The organism is Erwinia plantamica (assembly GCF_043420595.1).
Taxonomy (GTDB): Bacteria; Pseudomonadota; Gammaproteobacteria; order Enterobacterales; family Enterobacteriaceae; genus Erwinia; species Erwinia aeris.
In genome coordinates this window covers 82,594-104,304 of sequence record NZ_JBGCUC010000015.1, presented here as the reverse complement: position 1 = coordinate 104,304, position 21,711 = coordinate 82,594, and the positions used below count along the sequence as shown (strand labels likewise).

The 21,711-nt window shown below is 54.8% G+C and carries 15 protein-coding genes and 1 pseudogene; 11 read left to right on the top strand and 5 right to left on the bottom strand.

Translation table 11 applies throughout. The features are described 5' to 3' along the window. Positions 1-115: 115 nt before the first annotated feature. A pseudogene (gene tssH / locus AB3U87_RS16155) lies at positions 116-2,761 on the bottom strand (type VI secretion system ATPase TssH); the annotation flags it as partial. Between the two features lie 436 nt (positions 2,762-3,197). Here tssH and tssF point away from each other — a divergent pair. From tssF to AB3U87_RS16120, 7 genes are all read left to right on the top strand, one after another. After that, positions 3,198-5,075, top strand: coding sequence for a type VI secretion system baseplate subunit TssF (gene tssF, locus AB3U87_RS16150; protein WP_301730628.1), 1,878 nt, complete (start codon positions 3,198-3,200; stop codon positions 5,073-5,075). Continuing rightward, entirely contained in the window at positions 5,075-6,079 is a 1,005-nt protein-coding gene (gene tssG, locus AB3U87_RS16145) for a type VI secretion system baseplate subunit TssG (RefSeq protein ID WP_253456375.1), read from the top strand. Before tssF ends, tssG begins: the two co-directional genes overlap by 1 nt. Positions 6,080-6,108: 29 nt before the next feature. Continuing rightward, complete coding sequence (locus AB3U87_RS16140) at positions 6,109-7,146, top strand: type VI secretion system protein TssA (protein WP_301730626.1); 1,038 nt, start codon at positions 6,109-6,111, stop codon at positions 7,144-7,146. A 96-nt stretch (positions 7,147-7,242) separates the two neighbouring features. Further along, a complete protein-coding gene (locus tag AB3U87_RS16135; protein WP_394149726.1) occupies positions 7,243-8,574 on the top strand; it encodes a GlcNAc-transferase family protein in 1,332 nt (443 codons plus the stop codon). After that, entirely contained in the window at positions 8,571-9,155 is a 585-nt protein-coding gene (locus AB3U87_RS16130; protein ID WP_301730624.1) for a DotU family type IV/VI secretion system protein, read from the top strand. Before AB3U87_RS16135 ends, AB3U87_RS16130 begins: the two co-directional genes overlap by 4 nt. A gap of 2 nt (positions 9,156-9,157) precedes the next feature. Beyond that, on the top strand, positions 9,158-10,555 hold the full coding sequence (locus tag AB3U87_RS16125) for an OmpA family protein (RefSeq protein WP_301252833.1): 1,398 nt from the start codon (positions 9,158-9,160) through the stop codon (positions 10,553-10,555). Then, positions 10,552-11,037, top strand: a complete 486-nt coding sequence (locus AB3U87_RS16120) for a DcrB-related protein (protein ID WP_253456389.1) — start codon at positions 10,552-10,554, stop codon at positions 11,035-11,037. Before AB3U87_RS16125 ends, AB3U87_RS16120 begins: the two co-directional genes overlap by 4 nt. A gap of 46 nt (positions 11,038-11,083) precedes the next feature. Here the strand turns inward: AB3U87_RS16120 and AB3U87_RS16115 are convergent, their stop codons facing one another. Next, the gene (locus tag AB3U87_RS16115) at positions 11,084-11,680 is read right to left on the bottom strand and encodes a helix-turn-helix domain-containing protein (RefSeq protein WP_301730623.1); all 597 of its coding nucleotides are present in this window, start codon (positions 11,678-11,680) and stop codon (positions 11,084-11,086) included. A gap of 867 nt (positions 11,681-12,547) precedes the next feature. Between AB3U87_RS16115 and AB3U87_RS16110 the strand changes: the two genes are divergently transcribed. Continuing rightward, entirely contained in the window at positions 12,548-14,662 is a 2,115-nt protein-coding gene (locus tag AB3U87_RS16110) for a TonB-dependent receptor (RefSeq protein ID WP_394149723.1), read from the top strand. Next, complete coding sequence (locus AB3U87_RS16105; RefSeq protein WP_253456398.1) at positions 14,662-15,678, top strand: ABC transporter substrate-binding protein; 1,017 nt, start codon at positions 14,662-14,664, stop codon at positions 15,676-15,678. Before AB3U87_RS16110 ends, AB3U87_RS16105 begins: the two co-directional genes overlap by 1 nt. Before the next feature lie 9 nt (positions 15,679-15,687). Here AB3U87_RS16105 and AB3U87_RS16100 read toward each other — a convergent pair whose 3' ends face one another. The 3 genes from AB3U87_RS16100 to adhP all read right to left on the bottom strand — a co-directional run bounded on the left by AB3U87_RS16100 (position 15,688) and on the right by adhP (position 18,638). Further along, positions 15,688-15,834 (bottom strand): hypothetical protein, encoded by a 147-nt coding sequence (locus AB3U87_RS16100; RefSeq protein WP_369895407.1) that lies wholly within the window; start codon positions 15,832-15,834, stop codon positions 15,688-15,690. 411 nt (positions 15,835-16,245) lie between these two features. Beyond that, on the bottom strand, positions 16,246-17,256 hold the full coding sequence (locus AB3U87_RS16095; protein WP_394149721.1) for an alpha/beta fold hydrolase: 1,011 nt from the start codon (positions 17,254-17,256) through the stop codon (positions 16,246-16,248). A 356-nt stretch (positions 17,257-17,612) separates the two neighbouring features. Continuing rightward, a complete protein-coding gene (gene adhP / locus AB3U87_RS16090; protein WP_253456406.1) occupies positions 17,613-18,638 on the bottom strand; it encodes an alcohol dehydrogenase AdhP in 1,026 nt (341 codons plus the stop codon). Positions 18,639-18,946: 308 nt separating this feature from the next. Here adhP and AB3U87_RS16085 point away from each other — a divergent pair, with 308 nt between their 5' ends. Together AB3U87_RS16085 and bglB are read left to right on the top strand one after the other, a co-directional pair. After that, on the top strand, positions 18,947-20,533 hold the full coding sequence (locus AB3U87_RS16085) for an MFS transporter (protein ID WP_301252841.1): 1,587 nt from the start codon (positions 18,947-18,949) through the stop codon (positions 20,531-20,533). A 31-nt stretch (positions 20,534-20,564) separates the two neighbouring features. Next, positions 20,565-21,704: a beta-galactosidase BglB gene (gene bglB, locus AB3U87_RS16080; RefSeq protein ID WP_253456411.1), complete on the top strand. Its 1,140-nt coding sequence runs from the start codon at positions 20,565-20,567 to the stop codon at positions 21,702-21,704. Positions 21,705-21,711 lie beyond the last annotated feature (7 nt).

The following is a 21,711-nucleotide window of genomic DNA, read 5'->3' as shown; positions in this document are numbered from 1 at the left end:
AACAGCCTATATTCACATTAATAGCGGCCTGTTAAGCGGCGCTATTACCCGTTAAAAATCCGTCCTGCCTTGCCGGATTTTCTCGCTTCTCGCCTGTTTTATCATTTATCGCGTTTTCTTCTTCCCCTTTCGGCTGAAAACGGATAACGATATTATCCCCTGCCGTTATGTAGAGACATTGTTCGCTTAGTGATGCCTGGCTGTTTAATATCTGGCGCGCTATTTCCGGCGCGATATTTTGCTCGATAAATCGGATCAGCATTCGTGCGCCCGTTTCAGCCACGGGACACTGCCCGATAATATGCGTCACCAAATCTTCGCCATAATGCAGCGAAGCGCCATGCTGTTCGCGTAAACGCAAAGCCAGTCTGTCAAGCTGCTGCCGGACAATACGTTGTAGTGATGCTTCCTGAAGCGGCAGATAAGGCACCACGGCCAGGCGCCCTAAAAAGGCCGCCGGGAAGACTTTCAGCAGCTCAGGCTGCACCATTTTTCTGACGCTTTCGGCATCGGGCGCCGTCTCTGCATCGGCAAACAGGCTGGCGATCGTTTCGCTGCCGACGTTGCTGGTCAGCAGCAGCACCGTATTTTTAAAGTCGATTTGCCGCCCTTCGCCATCTTCCATACTGCCCTTGTCGAAGACCTGAAAAAACAGTTCATGCACGTCGGGATGCGCTTTCTCAATCTCATCCAGCAGCACTACGCTGTAGGGCTTGCGACGTACCGCTTCCGTCAGCACGCCGCCTTCGCCATAGCCCACGTAGCCCGGTGGCGATCCCTTCAGCGAGGAAACGGTATGGGCCTCCTGATACTCGCTCATATTGATGGTGATCAGATTCTGCTCGCCGCCGTAAAGCTGCCCGGCGATCGCCAGCGCGGTTTCCGTTTTCCCCACGCCGGACGGGCCAACCAGCATAAAGACGCCGACCGGCTTACGCGGATCCGCCAGCCCCGCGCGAGCCGTCTGGATGCTTTCGCTGACCTGACGCAGCGCATAGTCCTGGCCGATGACGCGCCCGGCCAGCCGCTGCGGCAGTTCCAGCACGGCGCGAATATCGTCTTTTAACATCTGTCCGACCGGGATCCCCGTCCAGTCGGCCACTATCGCGCCGATAACATCCGCATTGACCTCCGCCTGCACCAGCGGCTGCTCGTTCCGGGCCGCCTGCAGGCGCGCTTCCAGCTCCGCCAGCTCATTTTGCAGCGGCGCCATCTCTTCCTCAGCCGTAGAGGCCTCGTCCTGTAGTTTTTCACGTACCGCGACGATGGCGGCGACCAGCTCTTTTTCCCGCGTCCAGCGCTGCTCCAGCTGAAGGGAAGCCTCGGTCCGCTCGGCGATCTCCTGTCTCAGACGTTCGCCGCTGTTGGGCTGCAGTTTGCCAAATCGGCTGGCCTTTTCAACCAGGTCCAGCTCTGCGCGGGCGGCGTCCGTCCGACAGTGGAGACGTTGCAGCATGACCGGCGCCGCATGTTGCGCGACGGCCACGCGCGCACAGGCCGTATCAAGAAGGCCTATCGCCTTATCTGGCAGCTGCCGGGCCGGAATATAACGGTGCGACAGCCGCACGGCGGCCTGCAAAGCCTCTTCCATAATCCAGACGCCGTGATGCTTTTCCAGCACCGGCAACAGCCCCCGCAGCATAGCGACGGCGGCTTCCTCATCCGGCTCTGCAATTTGCAGCACCTGAAAACGCCGTGTCAGCGCCGGATCCTTCTCAATATGGCGTTTAAATTCGCTCCAGGTCGTGGCGCCAATAGTGCGCAGCTGGCCCCGCGCCAGCGCAGGCTTCAACAAGTTAGCCGCGTCGCCCGTCCCGGCATTGCCCCCGGCGCCAATCAGCGTATGAACTTCATCGATAAACAGGATAACGGGCTGGGGCGAAGCGATAGCCTCATCCAGCACGGCTTTAAGCCGCGCCTCAAACTCGCCTTTCATGCTGGCGCCGGCGGCCAGGGCGACGACATCCAGCGCCAGCAGCCTGACTTTTGCCAGCGCTGGCGGCACATTACCCGCCACGATAGCCTGCGCCAGCCCCTCCACGACGGCCGTTTTCCCGACGCCAGCTTCGCCGGTCAGCAGCGGGTTGTTCTGACGGCGACGCAGCAGGATATCGGTCATGGTGCTGATTTCATGCTCGCGTCCCGTTACCGGGTCGATTTTGCCTTCGCGCGCTAACGCGGTCAGATCGGTGGCATACTGCGCCAGCCCGCCGCTTTTTGTCTGGCCGCCGATAGCCGCGTTAATTTCGCCGGGCATGACGCCGGCCTCCGTCGTCGCCTCGCTGACTTCCGGGGAAGCCTGAGTGATATAGCCGAAATCGGCGGTCAAATGTTCCAGAGAGATCCGTTCAAAAGCGGAAGAGATAGCAAACAGGGCGCGCCGCAGCTCCATGGTGGTCAACATGGCGATCAGCAAATGTCCGCTGCGAATACGGCTTTCAAAACATTCCAGGCTGGCATAAATCCAGGCGCGTTCGATAGCGAGTTCAATATGATATGAAAAGTCCGAAATAGTGCTGGCGCCTGCCGGCAATCGGGCCAGCGCCTGAGCGAAGCCCTGTTCCAGCGCCTGCGCGTCGACCTCAAAATGGCGGGCTATCAGACGTAAATCATTTTGCTCCTGCTGCCAGATCTGATTTAGCCAATGCACCAGTTCAACATAGGGGTTGCCGCGCAGCTTACAAAGCGTGGTTGCACTTTCAATCGTTCTGAATAATGTCTCATCCAGCTTGCCGAATAAATTTTGCCTTGTAATCGCCACGTATCATTCCTCCGGGTACATTTTTCACAGGCATAAAATCACACAGACCAGAGTCTTCCGGGGAAGGAAAACAAAATATAATACCCTTGTCCACGCCGTAAAAATAAATTAAGAATACCGCCCGAACGCTATTCCTGAATAACAGACCCGCTACGATTACAACCCCTTATTTAAAAAGATCTTTCCTGTCAAATAACCTGGTGACCCGGTGAAATCCCTGGCATTTCCTCACAATGGCATTGAGACTGTTTTTTTCACATGTTATAAAATCTGAAAAAAGCATAAAAACCGCTGCGTGTATTTAACGCGCTTATTAATTAATAACACCCTGTTGTTTTTCAAAAAATAACAGTTAGCTTACTAAAAAACCCTGTTCAGACGGCCAAATTAATAAAGACAAAGCCTACGTTTAAAAACAAGGATAACGGGAGCAATTGTGAATCATAAATTCCTCGATTATTACAATCAGGAACTCACTTTTATGAAAGAGTCAGCGCGTGAGTTTGCTGAAAAACATCCCAAAATTGCCGGGCGTCTGGGGATGAGAGGCATCGAAACGGCCGATCCTTATGTTGAAAGACTGATTGAAGCATTTTGCTTTTTATCTGCACGTACGCATTTAAAACTGGATGCGGAGTTCCCAAAGTTTACGCAGCGGCTTCTGGACATCGTCTACCCTAATTATAATTCGCCCACGCCCTCCATCGGCGTGGTTCAACTTGCGCCTGACCTGAAAGAAGGAGAGCTAGGCCACGGCTATCTTGTTCCCAAAAACAGTGCGTTTTATACCCGCATATTGCCTGGCGAAAATACACGTTGCGAGTTTCGCAACGGTCAGGATGTTACGCTGTGGCCAATAGAAATCGTTGAGGCTCGCCTGACTTCCGTTCCGCCGGATATTCCCAATCTGGAAAAGTACCGTATTCCTTACGCCAGGCTGAAAGGCGCTCTGCGGATCAAATTGCGTGCGCAGGGGGAACGGGTATTCTCGCAGCTGACCGGCTTCGATCGGCTGCCGCTCTATATCGACGGCGATGAGCGCATTGTTTCCCATCTTTTTGAACTTTTGCATACCAGCAATGTGGCTATGCTGGTACGGGCCGGCAACAGTAAAGCGGAAGACGTGGTCATCGCCCAGCGCCCGCTGACTTTTGAAGGGCTGCATCCCGATCAGACGCTGCTGCCGCTCTCCTGGAACATGTTTCATGGACATAACCTGATCCATGAATATTTCGCCTGTCGTCAGCGCTTTTATTTTTTTACGCTGACCCAGCTGGCCGCCGGTTTGTCCCGCAACCACAGCAACGAGGCCGAGCTGATAGTGCTGCTGGATCGGCTTCCCCAGCAGCTGATTGGCCATGTTAACGCGTCAAAGTTTTTACCGTTTTGTACGCCAGTGATTAACCTGTTTCCCAAAGTGGTGGACAGGATCGAAGTCAACCGGGCGCTAAACGCTTTCCATGTGGTTCCCGACCGCAGCCGTCCCCTTGATTACGAGGTTTTTTCCGTGCATAAGGTGCGCGGCCAGCAGGCGGAAAGCAGCGAGGAAGTGGTGTTTCAACCGCTTTATCAAACGCGTCACTGCGACTATGGCAATTTCGGCCGTTACTTCTCGCTCAATCGCGAAGCCAGAGTAAAAAGCGAGAGCAAGAGAAAATATGACACCCGCACGCCTTATCCCGGAACAGAGGTCTTCGTCTCGCTGGTCGATCAGCAGGAAGCGCCCTATGCCGACCATATTCGCTATCTTACGGTCGAAGCGATGGTCACCAACCGGGATCTGCCACGCCTGATTGCCAGAAGCGGCAGCTTTGATTTAACCCTGTCCGACGCGGTTCCTGTTCTGGGCGCGGCCTTTGTCTGCCAGCCCAGCGCGCCACGCGAGCCTTTTGCGCTGGGGGAGTCGGCCTGGCGTTTGATCCGCCAGCTTAGCTTTAACTATCTGCCGCTCTCCGATCTGGAGCACGGGCCGGGCGGGGAATCGCTGCGCAATATGCTGCGCCTGTTTTTACACAACGCCGATCGCGAGTCCAATACTCAGGTAGATAGCCTGATCGGCTGTAAAACGTTTCCGGTTACCCGGCGTCTTCCCGGTGACGGCCTGTTGATTTACGGCAGAGGCGTGCGCTGCGTGCTGACGGTAGATGAAGAAGGCTTTTCCGGCGTCAGTCCTTACCTGTTCGGTCTGGTGATGGAGAATTACCTTTCTCGCCACGCCGCTATTAATGTGTTTACCGAAACGGAGCTGCACTCGATGCAGAGGGGCGTCATCGCCAGCTGGCAGGCCCGCCCCGGCAAACGAGGCTCGTTCTGATGCGCGCTTCCTCCGTCGATATGCTGGCCGCCTGGTTTAATAACGAGCGGCCCTGGGAAGCCGGTTTTATCAGTATCATGCGCGCAATTACGGCTAAAACGCCGACGCTGCCGGTGCCCGGTACAGCGGTGCTGCCTGGCCAGGAGACGTTCCGCATAGGCCAAAAAGCCTCTCTGATTTTTGCGCCGCGCGAGATCGCTTCTCTCGGCCTGGAGAATGGCCGCATCGGGATAAAACTCTTTGGCCCCGGCGTATGGGGCCCGCAGGGCGCGATGCCGCTGCATTTTTCCGAACTAGCGTACTCGCGGACGGAGGCCCAGGACAATACGCTGACCGACTTTCTCGATGTTTTTCATCATCGCGCCCTGTCGCTGTTTTATCGCGCCTGGTTTGTCGCGCAGGATACCGCCTCGCTGGACAGACCGAATGAGGAACAGTTCTCTTTTTATATTGCCAGTCTGGCAGGCATGGATCTGGCCGAGCTACACGATAAACCGCTGCCGACCCACGCCCGACTGGCGTCTTCTGCCCATTTGATCCGCGAGGCGCGCAATCCGGAAGGACTGGCGGGCGCCATCGAATATTACTTCCAGATAAAAGCCCGGCTGGAAGAGTTTGTGACCCAGTGGATCTTTCTGGATCCCGCCGATTGCTCCGTGCTGGGCAACGATGCGGCCATGCTGCTGGGCGATGGCGCAATATTAGGCAATACCGTGCGGGACAGGCAGCACAAATTCAAGCTGCTGCTCGGCCCCTTAACGCTGGATAACTATATGCGCTTCAGCCCGTGGGGATCGGATCTGCCCGTACTGCGGGAGTGGGTGCGCAATTTTACGGGGTTCGAATATGCCTGGGATGTCCAGCTGGTGCTGGCTGCCAGCGAGGTGCCACAGGCGACGCTGGACGGCAGTCATCAGCTTGGCTACGCCGTCTGGCTGGAGAGAAAAGAGGACGTTACGCCGGTTTACGGCATGAGCTTTGAGCCGGAGCGCTATCACCCGTAGCGCCCGGACGCGATATAAAGGACAACATCGTGACGGAAAGCAACAAGCATCATTACTATCAGGATCTGTTACAGCCGGTGCCCGGCGATCGGCCCTGTGGTGAAAACCTGGAATATGACGCCGCTTTTATTATGCTGCAGGCCAGGCTTCAGCCAAGGCTGGACGCGGAGTACGGCAGCTTCGTCGAGGCTGCCGAACCGGTGAACTGGGCGGAGATTGAGCGCGACTGTCAGGCGCTGCTGCAACGAAGCCGCGATATCCGGCTGGTGGTGGCGCTGATGCGCTGCCGTATCAGGCAAATCGGCATGGCGGCGCTGCATGAAGGGCTACTGATATTACGTGACTTACTGACCACTTTCCCCACGGATCTTTATCCGCAGCTGACGGAAGAAGGCGAGTTCGATCCGGTTATGCGGGCTAACGCCCTGTCCGAGCTGGATGATATCAACGGGCTGCTTGCCGATTTTCGTCAGCTGCCTCTGCCGAAAGCGGCAGGTCTGCAAATTGCCATAAAAGATTTTGAAAAAGCGCACGCCACGCCGCGTGAAGAGGGCGCGCTGCCCGAAGCGACGGCGGCGGCTTTGCTACTCGAATGGGAAGCCCGTCAGGATCAAACCCTCCTCTCACTGCAAAAAGCGCACGCCTGCCTGATGGAACTCCGCGCCATCCTGACAACCTCGCTGGGCGATGAAGCGCCGGATTTTGCGCGGTTAGGCGCCATTCTGCGGCTATTTATCAGTCAGGAAGCTACGGTTTCGCCGCTGTTGCCAGCCGTTTCTTTTGTCGCAGAAGAAACGGTAGAACAGCCGGTTCAGGCAGAAACGGCGGCAGAAAACGAAGCCGTCAGCGTCCCCCTGATTACGCCCCGCCAGACCGGTATTGCCAGCCGCGCCGATGCGCTGCTCAGGCTACAGGAGCTGCGGCTATGGTTTACCCGAATGGAACCCGGCAGCCCGGCTATCCTGCTGCTTCAGTATGCGGAGAAGACGGTGGGAAAAAGCTTTTCTCAGCTGGTAAAAATGCTGCCGCCGGAAATTATCGACAGGCTCGATAGCGACAAAGAATAGCGTAGCCTGCCGATTGCGGCAGCCAGCCGCGCCCGGCAACTCTGGCAGCACTGTTCGATCAAGGGATTTATCAACGTCAAATCACAAGGCGGCTCTATGGAAAGGAAACCAGCCATTTTTATCAGCATCGCCAGCTATCGCGATCCGGAACTGATCCCGACGCTCCGGGATTTAATTGAGAAGGCCTCCGGATGCTACAGGCTTGCCGTGGCCGTCTGCTGGCAGGATGAGGGCGACCGCCAGCGCTTTCAGCAGGCCGGCATGACGCTCTGCGCGGCAGAATCAACAGCAGAGTATGACCTCCTGACCTGGCGTTATCTGGAGACGGAAATCCGGATGATTTCCCTGCACTATTTCTTCAGTAAAGGCGCCTGCTGGGCCAGAAACCAGTGTGAAACGCTTTACCGCGAGGAAGAGTATGTGCTGCAAATCGATTCCCACTGCCGCTTTGTAGAGGGCTGGGACAGAGAAATGGTTGCCATGCTGGAAGCGCTGAAGGTGCAAAGTGAAAAGCCGGCGCTCTCCTCTTATCCGCCGGGCTATGTACCCGGCAAAGAAGAGGAAAAAACCCAGGCGATATTTCGCCTGGTTTTCAGAGGCTTTTCCAGTGAAAAAATAGTGCAGCTCACTTCGGTTGATTTTCAACAAGCGGCGCCAGTCAGAGGGAGTTATCTGGCGGGCGGCTTTATTTTCGCCGAAGGCCGTTTCGTAAAGGAGGTGCCGAACGATCCGCAAATCTTCTTCGAGGGCGAAGAGATAGCGATGGCGGCCCGGGCCTTTACCCACGGTTATGACGTCTGGCATCCGCATAAAATAGTGCTGTGGCATTTTTACGGCAGGGAAGAGGCCAGTCGAATTTGGGGCGATCATGATGACGAGGCGAAAAAATCCGGTTCCGTAGACCGTGCCTGGCACGAAAGAGACAGCCTGTCGAAAAAAAGAGTCAGAACCCTGCTGGGTATGGAGCAGGCTGAACCGGCCGACATGGGTCGCTATGGGCTGGGCAGCAGGCGCACGCTGGCTGAGTTCGAGGCCGCGCTGGGCATCTCCTTTACCAAATTTGCCGTGCTGCCAGAAGTGCTGGGAACGGAACGTGTCGCCTGGTTTCCACCGCCCTATGGCAACTGGCGGGAAAGATTAAGCAGCCATCAGCAAAAAACTATTGGGTTGACGCAGGAAGAGTTTACCTCGCCGCTGGCTGATATCACCTGCCTGCATATTGGTGTTTATAGCAACGCCAACGATCTGCTTTATAAAAAAATCCTGTCGGGAGAGGAAATAAATGAATGCCTGGCCGGGCATGACGGCGGAGAAATCGCAATCGATCTGGACGTGACATTTCCGATCATGTTCACGCCCGCCGCGATACGTTTTAGCGCTTATGACGATAGCGACGGGTGGAGTAAGGTTGTGGAGAAAGCCTGGTGAAAAGCACAACGCTCTACCATCGCCTGATCTGCATTGATGCCCTGCTCTCTTTTGACGGCATTATTCCTTCCCTGCCGGAATTGCAGTTAATGCTGATCGCGCTTATTGAGCGGTTCAGCAAAGCGCTGATTGCTGAAGGTGAATGCGAACAACTTAGCGATGAGCTGTGCCACGCGCTCTGCTGCTATCTGGATCGGCGAGTCGCGTTACGCCTTCGCGCCGACAATATTGCCTGGGACCGCTATGCGCTGACGCACTATTTTTACGGCTATACGGACGGCCCAATGACGTTGGGCGACAGGCTTGAACCGCTGCTGGCCGACGGCCAGGGCCAGATCTTCACCTACGCCCAGAAATTGTTTCTTGTTTCGGCCTTTACCGGCAGGAACAGTGCTCCCCTGCTGTCACTGTCTGTCACTCAGCCAGCCGCCGCCTGCCAGACAGAAACAGAGGAGGCGGCTCCGGACACCATGCCGCCACGATGGCCGGCATATTTTATGCTGCCGTTGCAACTCATTCTGCTGAGCCTGCTGCTGATCGTGCTCTGGCTGTTTTGTTCTGCCTGGCTGGAGGCGCTTTAACCATGCCAGCTTCGTTGTTAAAAAATCAGCCCGCTGCCGCCGCGCCCGCCATCCTTATTATCGGCCCCTATGCCGCAAAATGGTTTTCTGAACGGCAGCCGGAACAGGAAGACGAGCCGATAAGTTGGATCGTGGTACCGGAAGCGGAAGCGCTGCCGGAAATAGTAAAGCGGATGAGAAAGAAGAAGCATCGCCTCTATGCTTTTTTCCCCTTTTTCCCGGACGGCGAGGAAACCGACGCTCAGGCGCTGGCGAAAATCGCAGCATGGCGCTTATATGAGCAGGAGGCGCTGCCGTGCGTGCTGGGTCTCTATGCCCGTCTGAGCCATGAAAGCCAGGCCGGACAGGCAAAATGGTCCGGTAAGTTTGACCTCCGCAAGGTCGGTGAAACCACCCTCGCGCGCGAGCTGGCAAAACTACTCGCCGTCTCTGAGCCGCTCAGCTGCCACTCAATCTACCGTTACGCCATGACGGACGCGCTGCGCCTGTGGTTGGAAAGTTCGGGGATAGCCAAAGCGCTACAGGCGCTGTTCTCCGGTTCTTCGCTACGGTTAAGCGCCGTTCTGCTGGCCGATAATGGCAACGGCTTTACCCGTCATGGCGCCTGGGCGCAGTGGCTACAGCAGAAATTCGGGCTCTGTCCGGGTCTTTCTCCGGGCGTTATGCTGCCCAGCTTACCTGACGTCATCGACCCGGGCGTGCCTTATCAGCCCGACAGGCAACGCTCGGGGTTTTCATGGCGCTGGCTGCCGGTTTGCGCTGCGCTGCTGCTGGCGATGCTGCTGATCGGCTCCACCTGGTTTGAGGCTAAAAATATCGCTGCGGCGACCCGTACGCTGGCCGATTTCCGGCAAACGGAAGAGACACAGCTGCAGAAAAAAAGAGCGGTTTATCAACGACTGCGCGACCAGAAACAGCAGCTGCTGTACTGCCGCGACGCCTGGTTTAGTCGGCTATGGCGATTTTCGCGCTGTGGGGAAATGGCGGCGCGCGTCAGTGACGCCCTGCAAAATTACAATCCGTCGCCGGTTTTTATGGCGTCAGGCTCCGTCGCGCTGTTTGCCAGAGGAAGCGCCACGCTCGGGCCTGACAGCAGTAAAAATCTGGCCTGGCTGCTGCCGTTAATGCAAAACAATGCCCAAACAACTTTTGCCATCGTTGGGCATTCCGACAATACCGGCAGCCCGGAAGCCAACTACCAGCTCTCGATACGCAGGGCGAAGGCGGTTCGTGACTGGCTGGTCAGCCATGCCAACGTCCCGCCGGACAAACTTGTGATTAAAGGGATGGGCGACAGCCTGCCCGTTGCCAGTAATCAGACCGGAGAAGGCCGGGAAAGAAACAGGCGTGTGGAAATCATCCCATTGGCGGATGCAACAAATAAAACAGGTGAACCATGAGTAAAAAAAAGAGCTACATCATGTACGAAGGCACTTTTCTGACCGAGGCGCCCTTTTATGATCAGAGCATTAACGTCCTGCGTTTTCGCGATCCGGAAGCGAACGAATATACCATCCTGATTAATCGATCATTTAAAAATGAGGGGCAAACGCTGGAAGAATTTTGCGAAACGCAAACTAATTTTATGGCCAACAGCCTGCCCGGCTATAAAAGCGAGGGCAAAATGCTGAAGAATGAAATCGGCCCGGCTAAGTTGCCGGTGATCCAGACGGCCAACTCTTTTCTGGAGAATGGACAGCCGGTTAAGCAGGTGCAGTCTACCGTCGAGCTTCCCTGGCATCCGGTAATCAATCCTGCCAGGCTAAATCTGATTGTATTTACGCTGGCTTCCTCAGCGGAATTTAATGACTTCCAGCGTAAGCATTATGTGCAAATCATCAACAGCTTTAATCCTGAAACCGTGTCGATAGTCGACAGTTAAGCTACCGCTTTATATGGCCCGCTTAAAGGCGGGCCGTAAGATAATGTTACAGGCAGAGCGTATTACCTTTTTTATTACCATATTTCGCTACAAAAGAGGCATATTTGTAAAATTCGACCCGGTTAAGCATCCCCATTTTTCTGATGGCGTTGCGGCAATGCGTACTGACGGTTTTTTTTGAACGCCCTAACATCCTGGATATATTTTCCGTATCGTAGCCCTGGCCAACCATCAGCATAACCTTGCTTTCTGTAGAAGAGAGCTGCATAAAGTCTTTTAGCCCGGTTAACTTATAATTTTCACGGCTGGCAAAGCTGGCCGCGTTAGTAGTGGCTATCAGCATGATTTTTCTAATCTTTCCGGTAATTTGCGGTATATTATCTCCACGACAGATAAAGGGAATGTGTAGCGCTGACAGGTGAGGTTCCGCCTGGCCCTTGCCGGCAATCGTTTCGCGCTTATAGAAAAAAACGCTGATCATAATGTCTCTGAACACAATATCGGCTTCTTTCGTTACCGGGCTACTTGTTTCTGAAACCACTTCAAATAACCCATCCCTGAGGGTTTTCCCTGCACTTGTAATCAGCGATTCAACGCCTTTCCGGTAATATACGTTATCGCTGGAAACGATTATCTTTAGCATAATATTTCATCCTGAATATAAATTACGCAATGAGTTTCTGTTTTATGCAGTCGCGCAGGTTTTTCACAACATTAATATGCTGTGACGGCGGAGATAAACGCCGGTATCGATTTTAAAGGCACAGGAAAAGTAAAAGACGGTTTACCCGCCGATGCCGTGCGCCCATCCTTACGCAAGCTTTTTCCACCTTAAAAAGTGAGTGAAATATGAACAACCCTAAAATAATAATCGATAGCAATGGCTAAAATAGCCTATAAGATCCTGATACTTTCCACTCCGGCGGTAAAACCGGGAAGAAATAACTTGCCGAAACACATCCTTTTCTATTCCGACAGACCTGCATGGATTACGTTATCTTATTGATCCCATAATAAACAGATATAGCAGTATTTTATACAAAAATAATCCGATACCGTGAATAACAAATATTCCTCAAGGAACAGGCTCAACCTTTCTGTGTGCCTTTTATGCCGTATTACTGAAGGTTACCAACAAGTCGCTATTTTATCAAAATTCAGATCGGGCACAACAAATACGGACGGCATTTGCCTGGCGGTAAAATACCTGATGGCATATTGGCATCAAATACAGGCGAAAAAACCGTCCTTACAGGCCTGCCGCTTATCACAAAAATTTTCTACCCATCTGATAATGTTCCCGCTTTACGCAAAATAATATGATGCAGAAAATCTGTAGGCATCATTAATTATTGTTGATGGGCCGTTATCCAGCAGCATATTCCAGGCTCCTGCGGATAGCACTCGCTATATAATTTATCATATAACGATATGCTATCTTTCGCGTGAACTTTACAGGCATCTGCATTCAGGCAGCCCGAAGGCTGCTTTTCGATCGGCAAGGTATAAAATGACAATAGCCTCACCGCCGCGCATGATGAAGCGCGCGCTTTACGTACTGATTTTGACAGGTATTCAGGCTCAGGCCGCTACCCAGGAAGAAACCCTCACTGTAGCCGCCGCGCCGGATAGCGAAGCGGCTGCGCCCGACAGGCAGGTCACGCTGGGTAACCTGGGCAAGCAGGAAATCCGCAATACGCCCTGGTCCGTGCAGCAAGTCTCCCCAACGCTGATGAAGCACCAGCAGTTAAAAAGTATCACGGATATCTATCGCTATATGCCTTCCGTGCAGGGTGACGGCGCCCGCCCGCAAACGCGTGGAATGCAGGGCAGCGTGGTACAGAACTCTATGATTGACGGCCTGAATGTCGTCTCGACTACCGATTACGCTGCCGAGCAGTTTGACCATCTGGAAGTGCTGAACGGTTTGGGTGGATCGCTTTACGGGCCGGCAAATCCGGCCGGGCTGTTTAACTTTGTGGCGAAGCGCCCCACCGATATCGCACAGCACAGCCTTACTTTTGGCGCTGGCACCGGCCTCAGCCGCCTGGTTTCCGGCGACTTCAGCGGCCCGCTGGACGACAATGACCGCCTGCGCTATCGCGCTAATTTTCTGGATGATGAGGGTGACGGCTTTGCACACGGCAGTAAAAAGCGCCGTCAGCTGTTCAGCCTGGGGCTGGACGCAACGCTAACCGATCGCACGACGTTAGAAAGCAATTTCAGTTATTACCACTATTATGAAAAAGGGCTGCCGGGCAAATTTGCGCTGGGCAATGGCCTCTCTTTCCCCGCCGCGCCGGATCCCAAAAAGACGTATCTCGGACAATACTATGCCGGTAGCGATAACCATACGCTGACCGCCAGCGTACATCTGAAGCACGATTTTGACGGGAACTGGCAGGGCGAACTGGGCGTGCTGCGGCAGATTGCCGATCGTGAATCCACGGCGGTCACGAATACTTTTACCGACCGCGCCGGTCATTATAAAACCACCACCTCCTCTTCTACAGCCAGCCGCTTTACCATTAACAGCTATATGGCGAACCTGAACGGCGAGCTGGAAACGGGCTGGCTGCATCATCAGCTTTCCACCGGCCTGCGCGGCTTTGTCTGGAAAAATTATAATCCGCTGAACGGCACCACCAGCACGCTGGGTAGCGCCTCGCTCGACGAGCCGCAATCCTTTGCCGAACCGGACTACCCGGATTTCACCCATCGCTACCACTCGGCTACCGCCACGCAGCAGGCCTTTTTGCTTAGCGATACGCTGACCTTCTCACCGCAGTGGAGCCTGCTGCTGGCCGGTAGCGAAAGCTTCCTGACTTCCGCTAACTATGCAAAAACCGGCAGCCGCAGCAGCCATTCAGATAACAGCGGCTTTAGCGGTTCGGCCAGCCTGATGTTCAAGCCTGTCGAACCGCTGACGCTCTATATGAGCTGGGCAGACAGCCTGCAACAGGGCGATACCGCGCCGAGCGGCTCCACGAACGCGGGCAGCATCCTGGCGCCTTATCGCAGCAAACAGCTGGAAGTGGGCAGCAAGCTGGCGATTGATAAGCTGTTGCTGACCGCCGCGCTGTTCCGGATTGACCGCCCTTTCGCTTATGCCACCGCCAGCGGCGACTATGCCGTGGACGGCAGCCAGCGCAACCGGGGGCTGGAGCTGATGGCCGACGGCGACGTTACCGACAGGCTGCATCTGTATGGCGGCATGACATGGCTCGATCCACGCCTGCGCGATACTGCCAGTCCCGCCACGACCGGCAGGCAGATAGTGGGCCTGGCTCGCTATACGGCCAGCCTGTTCGCCGCTTACGATTTACCTTTTTTACGCAATACGGATATTCATGGCGGCATGCACTACGTAGGACGCCGCAGTACCGATAACGCCAACGACAGCTGGACAGGAAGCTATACGACTTTCGATATCGGCAGCAGCTACACAACGCGGCTCTTCAATACGGAAACCACTTTTCGCCTGGATGTCACCAACCTGACTAATCGCCATTACTGGACGAATATCGTGCCCGGCGGCCTGAACGGCTACAGCGGCGCGGGCTATGCCAGCGCCCAGCTCGGCGAACCGCGCATGGCGCAGCTTTCTCTACAGCTGAGGTTCTGATGATAAAACCCCTGATTACGCCGCTGCTGGCGGCTCTCTTCCTGCTTTTTGCTACACCTGGCTTTGCCCGGAGCGTTATTGACGACGCCGGCAACAAGGTCGAGGTACCGCAGCAGGCCCGACGGATCGCCGACGGCTGGTATGCGCATCATTCGCTGTTGATGACCCTGGGCGCGGGCGACCGCATCGTGGCGACCGTTAATCACGCCAGCGATCGCCCCTGGATGTTTAAAATAGCGCCGTCGCTGCATCAGGCGCTGTCGGTTCATGGCCGCACGTTTAACAGCGAGGCGCTGCTGGCCGCAAAGGTCGATACAGTATTTGTAGCGGCAGAAGATGCGGATGCTGACGCTTACCGGCGGGCCGGGCTGCCGACGCTGGTCATGCACTTTGACGATTTTCCCTCTATGCAGCGCTCGCTGCTGACGACGGCCGGGGTGGTCGGCACGGCGCAGGCGCGACGGCGAGCACAAGCCTATAACGCCTGGCTCGATGCCCGGATTGCCGCTATACAGGCGAAAACCGCAGGGCTAAGCAATAGCCAGCGGCCTGGCGTTTTACATATTCAGTCCCTGCATCCGCTGAAGGTTGACGGACGCAACACGTTGATCGACACCTGGATCCGCCTGGCTGGCGGCCGCAATGTGGCGGCGGAAGTAAACGGCAATATGAAAGAAACCTCGCCGGAAAACGTGCTTTTCTGGCAGCCGGATATCATCATTATCGGCGCGGGAGCCGGAAAGCTGGCCGATTCAGACTATGCGGCGCTGTTTGCCAATCTGCAGGCGGTAAAACGCCATCAGGTCTGGCAAAATCCGGCGGGCGTGTTTCCCTGGGATCGCTACGGCACGGAAGCCGGGCTGCAAATTCAGTGGGCGGCAAAACTTCTGCATCCCGAGCTTTTCCCGCAGCTTGATATGGTCAAGGCGACGCAGGATTTTTACCGCCGCTTTTTCGATTACGCGCTAACGGTGGACCAGGCGCAGCGCATATTGCACGCGCAGGGGCCGGCATAAGCGCGGCCGTTACGGCCTGTCGGGCACGTTCCAGCTACAGTCGATTTCATCGTCGTGGCTGGAACAGTCTGCAACCGGATTATGTTGCTGAGCATGACGGTTCCCCATGCAGCCACACAGCAGTAAAAAACAGACCAGAACGCTATATTTTTTCATATTATCTTCAGAGAAAATTGCCTGAAGAAAGAATAAAAACGATAGCGTCAACGTAATGATAACGCGCCGAATAATAGCCAAAAATTAATAGTAAACTTACAACTTTGAAGGAAATAATATTATTAATATGACGCGAATAGCTATTAATTTAATCCACTATTAACACCTGAAACCTTCCCGTTAATTATTATTTATTTCGCAAGCAACACGCTATCGTTTCGGTTTGGTTGATGCCGATAAATTTATGCTTTTTTCCGTATGGCGGATCCCCCTGAGCGGCGGGGCTAAGCCAGTCAGCTAACCATGTGGCAAATAGCGGGTCAGGTTATCGCTTTTCTGACTCACCGGGAGGCACCCGGCGTCATGCGGACGCGTTCGCAGCGCAGGCTGGAAGCCTGCGCTGTGCTGTCATCAGAGCTTGTTCAGATCGTCAATCAGCGTACGGTTAAACATAGCGGGATCTTCCATCTGCGGCGCATGTCCCATTCCTGTGAATTCAATCAGCCTGGCATGGGGGATCAGTTTCGCCGCCTCTTTGCCCAGCTCGTTATAGTGCCCTATTTTCGCTTTTACCTCCGGCGGCGCGATATCGCTGCCGATAGCGGTGGTGTCTGCCGTGCCAATCAGCAGCGTCGTCGGCACCGTCAGGTTGCCAAATTCATAATAAACCGGCTGGGTAAATATCATGTCGTAGAGCAGCGCGGAATTCCAGGCAACCAGCTTGTGGCCCGGCCCGTTATTCAGCCCCGCCAGCATAGTGACCCAGCGATCGTATTCCGGCTTCCACTGGCCGCTGTAATAGGTTTTCTGCTCATACGCCTTGATGCTTTCCGCGCTGGTTTTCAGCTCTCGCTGATACCAGTCGTCCACGCTGCGCCAGGGCACGCCCTTCGCCTTCCAGTCTTCCAGCCCGATCGGGTTGACCAACGCCAGCTTTTCTACCTGCTGTGGGTACATTAACGCATAGCGTGTAGCCAGCATCCCGCCGGTTGAATGGCCGACCAGCGTGATCTTATCAATATGCAGGCTGGCGAGCAGCTGATGCGTGTTTAACGCCAGCTGCTGGAAACTGTATTGATAGTAAGCAGGCTTGGTTGAGGTGCAAAAGCCGATCTGATCCGGCGCAATTACCCGATAGCCCGCATGACGCAGCGCCTCTATGGCATCCTGCCAGGTCACGCCGCAGAAGTTTTTGCCGTGCATCAGCACTACCGTCCGCCCGTTCGCTTTCCCTGCCGGTCGCGCGTCAATGTAGCCCATAGAAAGCGGCTGCTGTTGTGATGAAAAATCAAACTTTTCAATTGGATAAGGGAAATCGAAGCCCTGTAGCTCTACGCCATACTGCGGCGTATTGTCGGCAGCCACTGCGCTAAAGGTCAGCAGCGCGGCTGCGAGCAGCCCTGTTTTAGCCTTTTTTAACACCTTAACTCTCCTCATTAACGTTCAAAGCGAAACGATGACTTCTGAGCTTAGCGGTTAATCGTCCCGATAAGGCGTGCAGCCCTTGCTGTACAACGCCACAGCGCTTAGCAAAAAGAGCTACGCCTGTGGCGAATTCTCCACGGGTGAGTAAAGTTAATTTGTTACCATGTGTTCAAAGGGAAAACAAATGTTAAACAATGCGGGTTGGCTGGTGTCACTGCTGTGGCTAAGCCTCTGTTGCCGACTGGAGCCGGAAGCGCCAGCACGGTCGAGCTTCTTTATGAGCGCGTGACAGGTTTTGTAAATATTTGCCTGTGGAAATAAGTGGTTAAGCCGTTTCCACAGGCAAGTCAGCTTTAGCCAGCGTGGGTGTCAGCAGTAAAATCAATCACCATACGGCCTTTGATTTTCCCTTCCAGCATTTCGTCGAAAATTTCATTAATCTCCTCAAGAGAACGTTTGGTGACTTTCGGCACCACTTTTCCCTCGGCCGCGAACTGAAAAGCCTCAGCCAGATCTTCACGCGTGCCCACCAGCGAGCCGACCACCTGAATACCGTCCAGAACGAGACGTGGGATATTCAGACTCATCGACTCCGGCGGCAGGCCAACGGCCACGATACGGCCACCGGCACGCATGGCGTCTACCGCCGAATTAAATGCCGCTTTGGCTACTGCCGTTACCACTGCCGCATGCGCGCCGCCCGTTTTTTCCTGAATGATCTTCGCCGCATCCTCCTTCAGCGAGTTGATAACTAAGTCGGCGCCCATTTCTTTGGCGAAAGCCAGCTGCGCATCGTTTACGTCCACGGCGATGACTTTGGCATTAAAAACATTTTTGGCATATTGCAGCGCCAGATTGCCCAGTCCGCCCAGGCCGTAAATTGCCAGCCACTTGCCTGGCTGAATGCCAGAAACCTTTACCGCTTTATAGGTGGTGACGCCCGCGCAGGTTACGCTGCTGGCCGCTGCCGGATCCAGCCCGTCCGGCACTTTCACCGCGTAGTCCGCTACCACGATACACTCTTCCGCCATGCCGCCGTCGGCGGTAAAACCGGCATTTAATACGTTGCGGCACAGGGTTTCATTGCCCGTCGTGCAGTATTCGCAGTGGCCGCAGCCTTTATAAAACCACGCCACGCTGGCCCTGTCGCCCACCTTCAATGAGGTCACGCCAGGCCCGACCTCGCTGACGACGCCGACGCCTTCATGGCCGAGCACCACGCCGGTACGATCGCCAAAATCCCCATTTTTAACGTGCAGATCCGTGTGGCAGACACCGCAGCATTCCATTTTTAACAGCGCTTCGCCATGCGCCAGCGCGCGCAGCTTTTTCTCAACGATATCGACAGTATGATTCTTGTTGACCACGGCAGCTTTCATTGTGCTTTCCTCTTCGGTTGGGTTTTTAACTATATAAACATTTTCACCGCTGACTTTGATTTAACGCCATAAAATCAACCACAGATCGCAACAAATCTTGCCTGGCAAAGCCTGAATGGCTAATTCAATAAAATTGAAACGCCATTTTATTAAATTAGTGAAGCCGCCCGCCGCTATCTTCTTTTCTTCGCCACCGCCTTATATCGGCTGGCAAAATCGCAAAGGTTTTCTGGACGTCATAACTCTAACGTACTTCCTCTCCCGACATACAGCCGGGCTGTGCATGTTGGTTACTCAGGATGAACATTATGACAATACGTAAACCAGGAACGCTTAATTATCTCGCCTATGGATCAGGGGATTTTCTGGGTGCCGGTACGATGGCATTAACATCTGCCTGGCTGCTTTACTTTTACACCACCTTCTGCGGCCTCAGCCCTATTGAAGCCACCTCTATTTTCGCCATGGCGCGCATTGTGGATGGCGTGGTCAGCCCGCTAATGGGCTACTTAACCGACCACTTCGGCTCTACCCGACTCGGCAAACGCTTCGGCCGCCGTAAATTCTTTATCCTTCTGGGCATTCCCCTTGTGTTCAGCTACAGCCTGATGTGGGTCGGCGACATGACCTACGTCTACTACCTGCTGACCTACCTCTTTTTTGAAGTGGTCTACACCTCGATTCTGGTGCCTTATGAAACCCTGGTGCCGGAGATGACCGACGACTTTAAAGAGAAAACCAAATTCTCCGGCGCACGCATCGCGCTGGCGCAGCTTTCCGCTATTCTGGCCGCTTTCCTGCCGGGTATCCTGCTGGCTTATTTCGGCAAGGATAATCCGCTCTCTTTCTTCTATTCCAGCCTGGTCTTTTCCGTGCTGTGCGCCATCGTGCTGACGCTGGTTTATCGCTATACCTGGGAGCGCCCGGCCGAGAAAAAATCCGCCGCCGCGCTGGCAGCCGAGCAGCAGAAGCTGACGCTGGGGCAAAGCCTTGGCCGCCTGAAAACCGAGCTGTTATCTACGCTGCGCATCCGTATCTTCCGTCAGCATCTGGGCATGTATCTGGGCGGCTATATCGCGCAGGACGTTTTTAACGCCGTGTTTACCTACTACGTGGTATTTGTGCTGATGCAGCAGGCCACCGTGGCTTCCAACCTGATGGGCACGATGGCGATCCTCCAGTTTGTTGCCGTGATCGGCATGATCCCGCTCTGTATCCGTATTGGGCCGGCGCCCGCCTACCGCATCGTGGTGGCGCTGTTTGCGCTCAGTACGCTTTCCTACGGCGTGCTTTATTACAGCGGCATGAGCGATGTCTTCTCGCTGCTGCTGCTGATCTCCGCTATCGCTGGCCTGGGCCGCGGCGGCATTAACTACGTGCCGTGGAATATCTATACCTACATTGCGGACGTGGACGAGGTGATTACCGGTCAGCGTCGCGAAGGCATTTTCGCCGGGATCATGACCCTGACGCGTAAGGCTTCGCAGGCTGGTGCCGTCATGCTGGTCGGCATCCTGATGCAGCTTTCCGGTTTTGTGGCGGGCAGCACCGAGCAGGCCGAAAACGTCAGTCATGCGATCCTGATGATCATGTGCGGCGGCACGATCCTGGTCCTGTGCATGGGCTTCCTGATCTCCCTGCGCTTCAAGCTGAATTTGACCACGCACAAAATCCTGCGTGACGAAACCGAGAAAATGCGCATAGCGGGCGGCGTCGTCCCTGACAGCATCACGCCGCAGGCTCGCGCTACCGTCGAGATGCTGGCCGGAATGCCTTACGAATCGCTGTGGGGCAATAACAACATTGGTTACCTGAATCGGCACAAGCCAGCGGCCGGCACTCTGCCCGCTCAGACCACAAAAGCGGCGCCCGGCGACAATTTAACGCATTCATAGTCAACTTAAGATCCACGAGGACAGAGCAATTATGGTCGTATACCCAGTAAAACACAGCCCACTCCTGCGCCAGCCGGAAAGGTTTATCTCCAGCCAGGAGCTGCATCAGCTGATCAACAAACTGGTGGACAATTTGGTGAATATTACCGACGAAACCGGCGAGTTTTTACTGAGGCTTGACGATGGCCGGGTGATTGACACCAAAGGCTGGGCAGGATGGGAATGGACGCACGGCATCGGCCTGTACGGCATTCATCAGTATTACCGCCAAACCGGGGACGACCGGCTGCGAGCCATCATTGATAACTGGTTCAACGACCGTTTTGCTGAAGGTTCCACCACCCGTAACGTGAACACGGTTTGCCCGTTTCTGACGCTGGCATACCGCTATGAGGAAACCCGCGATCCACGCTGGCTGCCCTACCTGGAAAGCTGGGCAGACTGGATTATGCATGATATGCCGCGTACCGATATGAGGGGTTTGCAGCATATCACGCTGGCGGAAGAGAACCATCAGCAGCTGTGGGACGACACGCTGATGATGACCGTGCTGCCGCTGGCAAAAATCGGCAAGCTGCTGAACCGCGCGGACTATATCGAAGAAGCCAAGTATCAGTTTATGTTGCATATCCAGCATCTGATGGATAAGGAAACCGGGCTGTGGTTCCACGGCTGGACGTTCGATGGTCACCATAATTTTGCTAACGCTCGCTGGGCGCGCGGCAACAGCTGGCTGACCATCGTTATTCCGGAATTCGTTGAGCTGCTTGAGCTGCCGGAAGGTGATGCGACCCGGCGCTATCTGCAACAGGTGCTTTCCCGCCAGCTGGAGGCGCTGGAAAAATGTCAGGACGAAAGCGGCCTGTGGCATACGTTGCTGGACGATCCCAACTCCTATCTTGAAGCCTCCGCAACGGCTGGCTTCGCCTTCGGCATGTTAAAAGCCGCGCGTCGCCGCTGTGCCGATCCCCGCTATATAGCGGTGGCGGAAAAGGCGATTAAAGGATTGATCTCCCGCATCAATAAGGACGGGGAGCTGACACAGGTTTCCTTTGGCACCGGCATGGGTAAAGACCTCGATTTCTACCGCCAGATACCGCTGACCTCCATGCCTTATGGCCAGGCGATGGCGATCCTGTGTCTGGTGGAATACCTGCACGTCTATCTATAAATAAGGA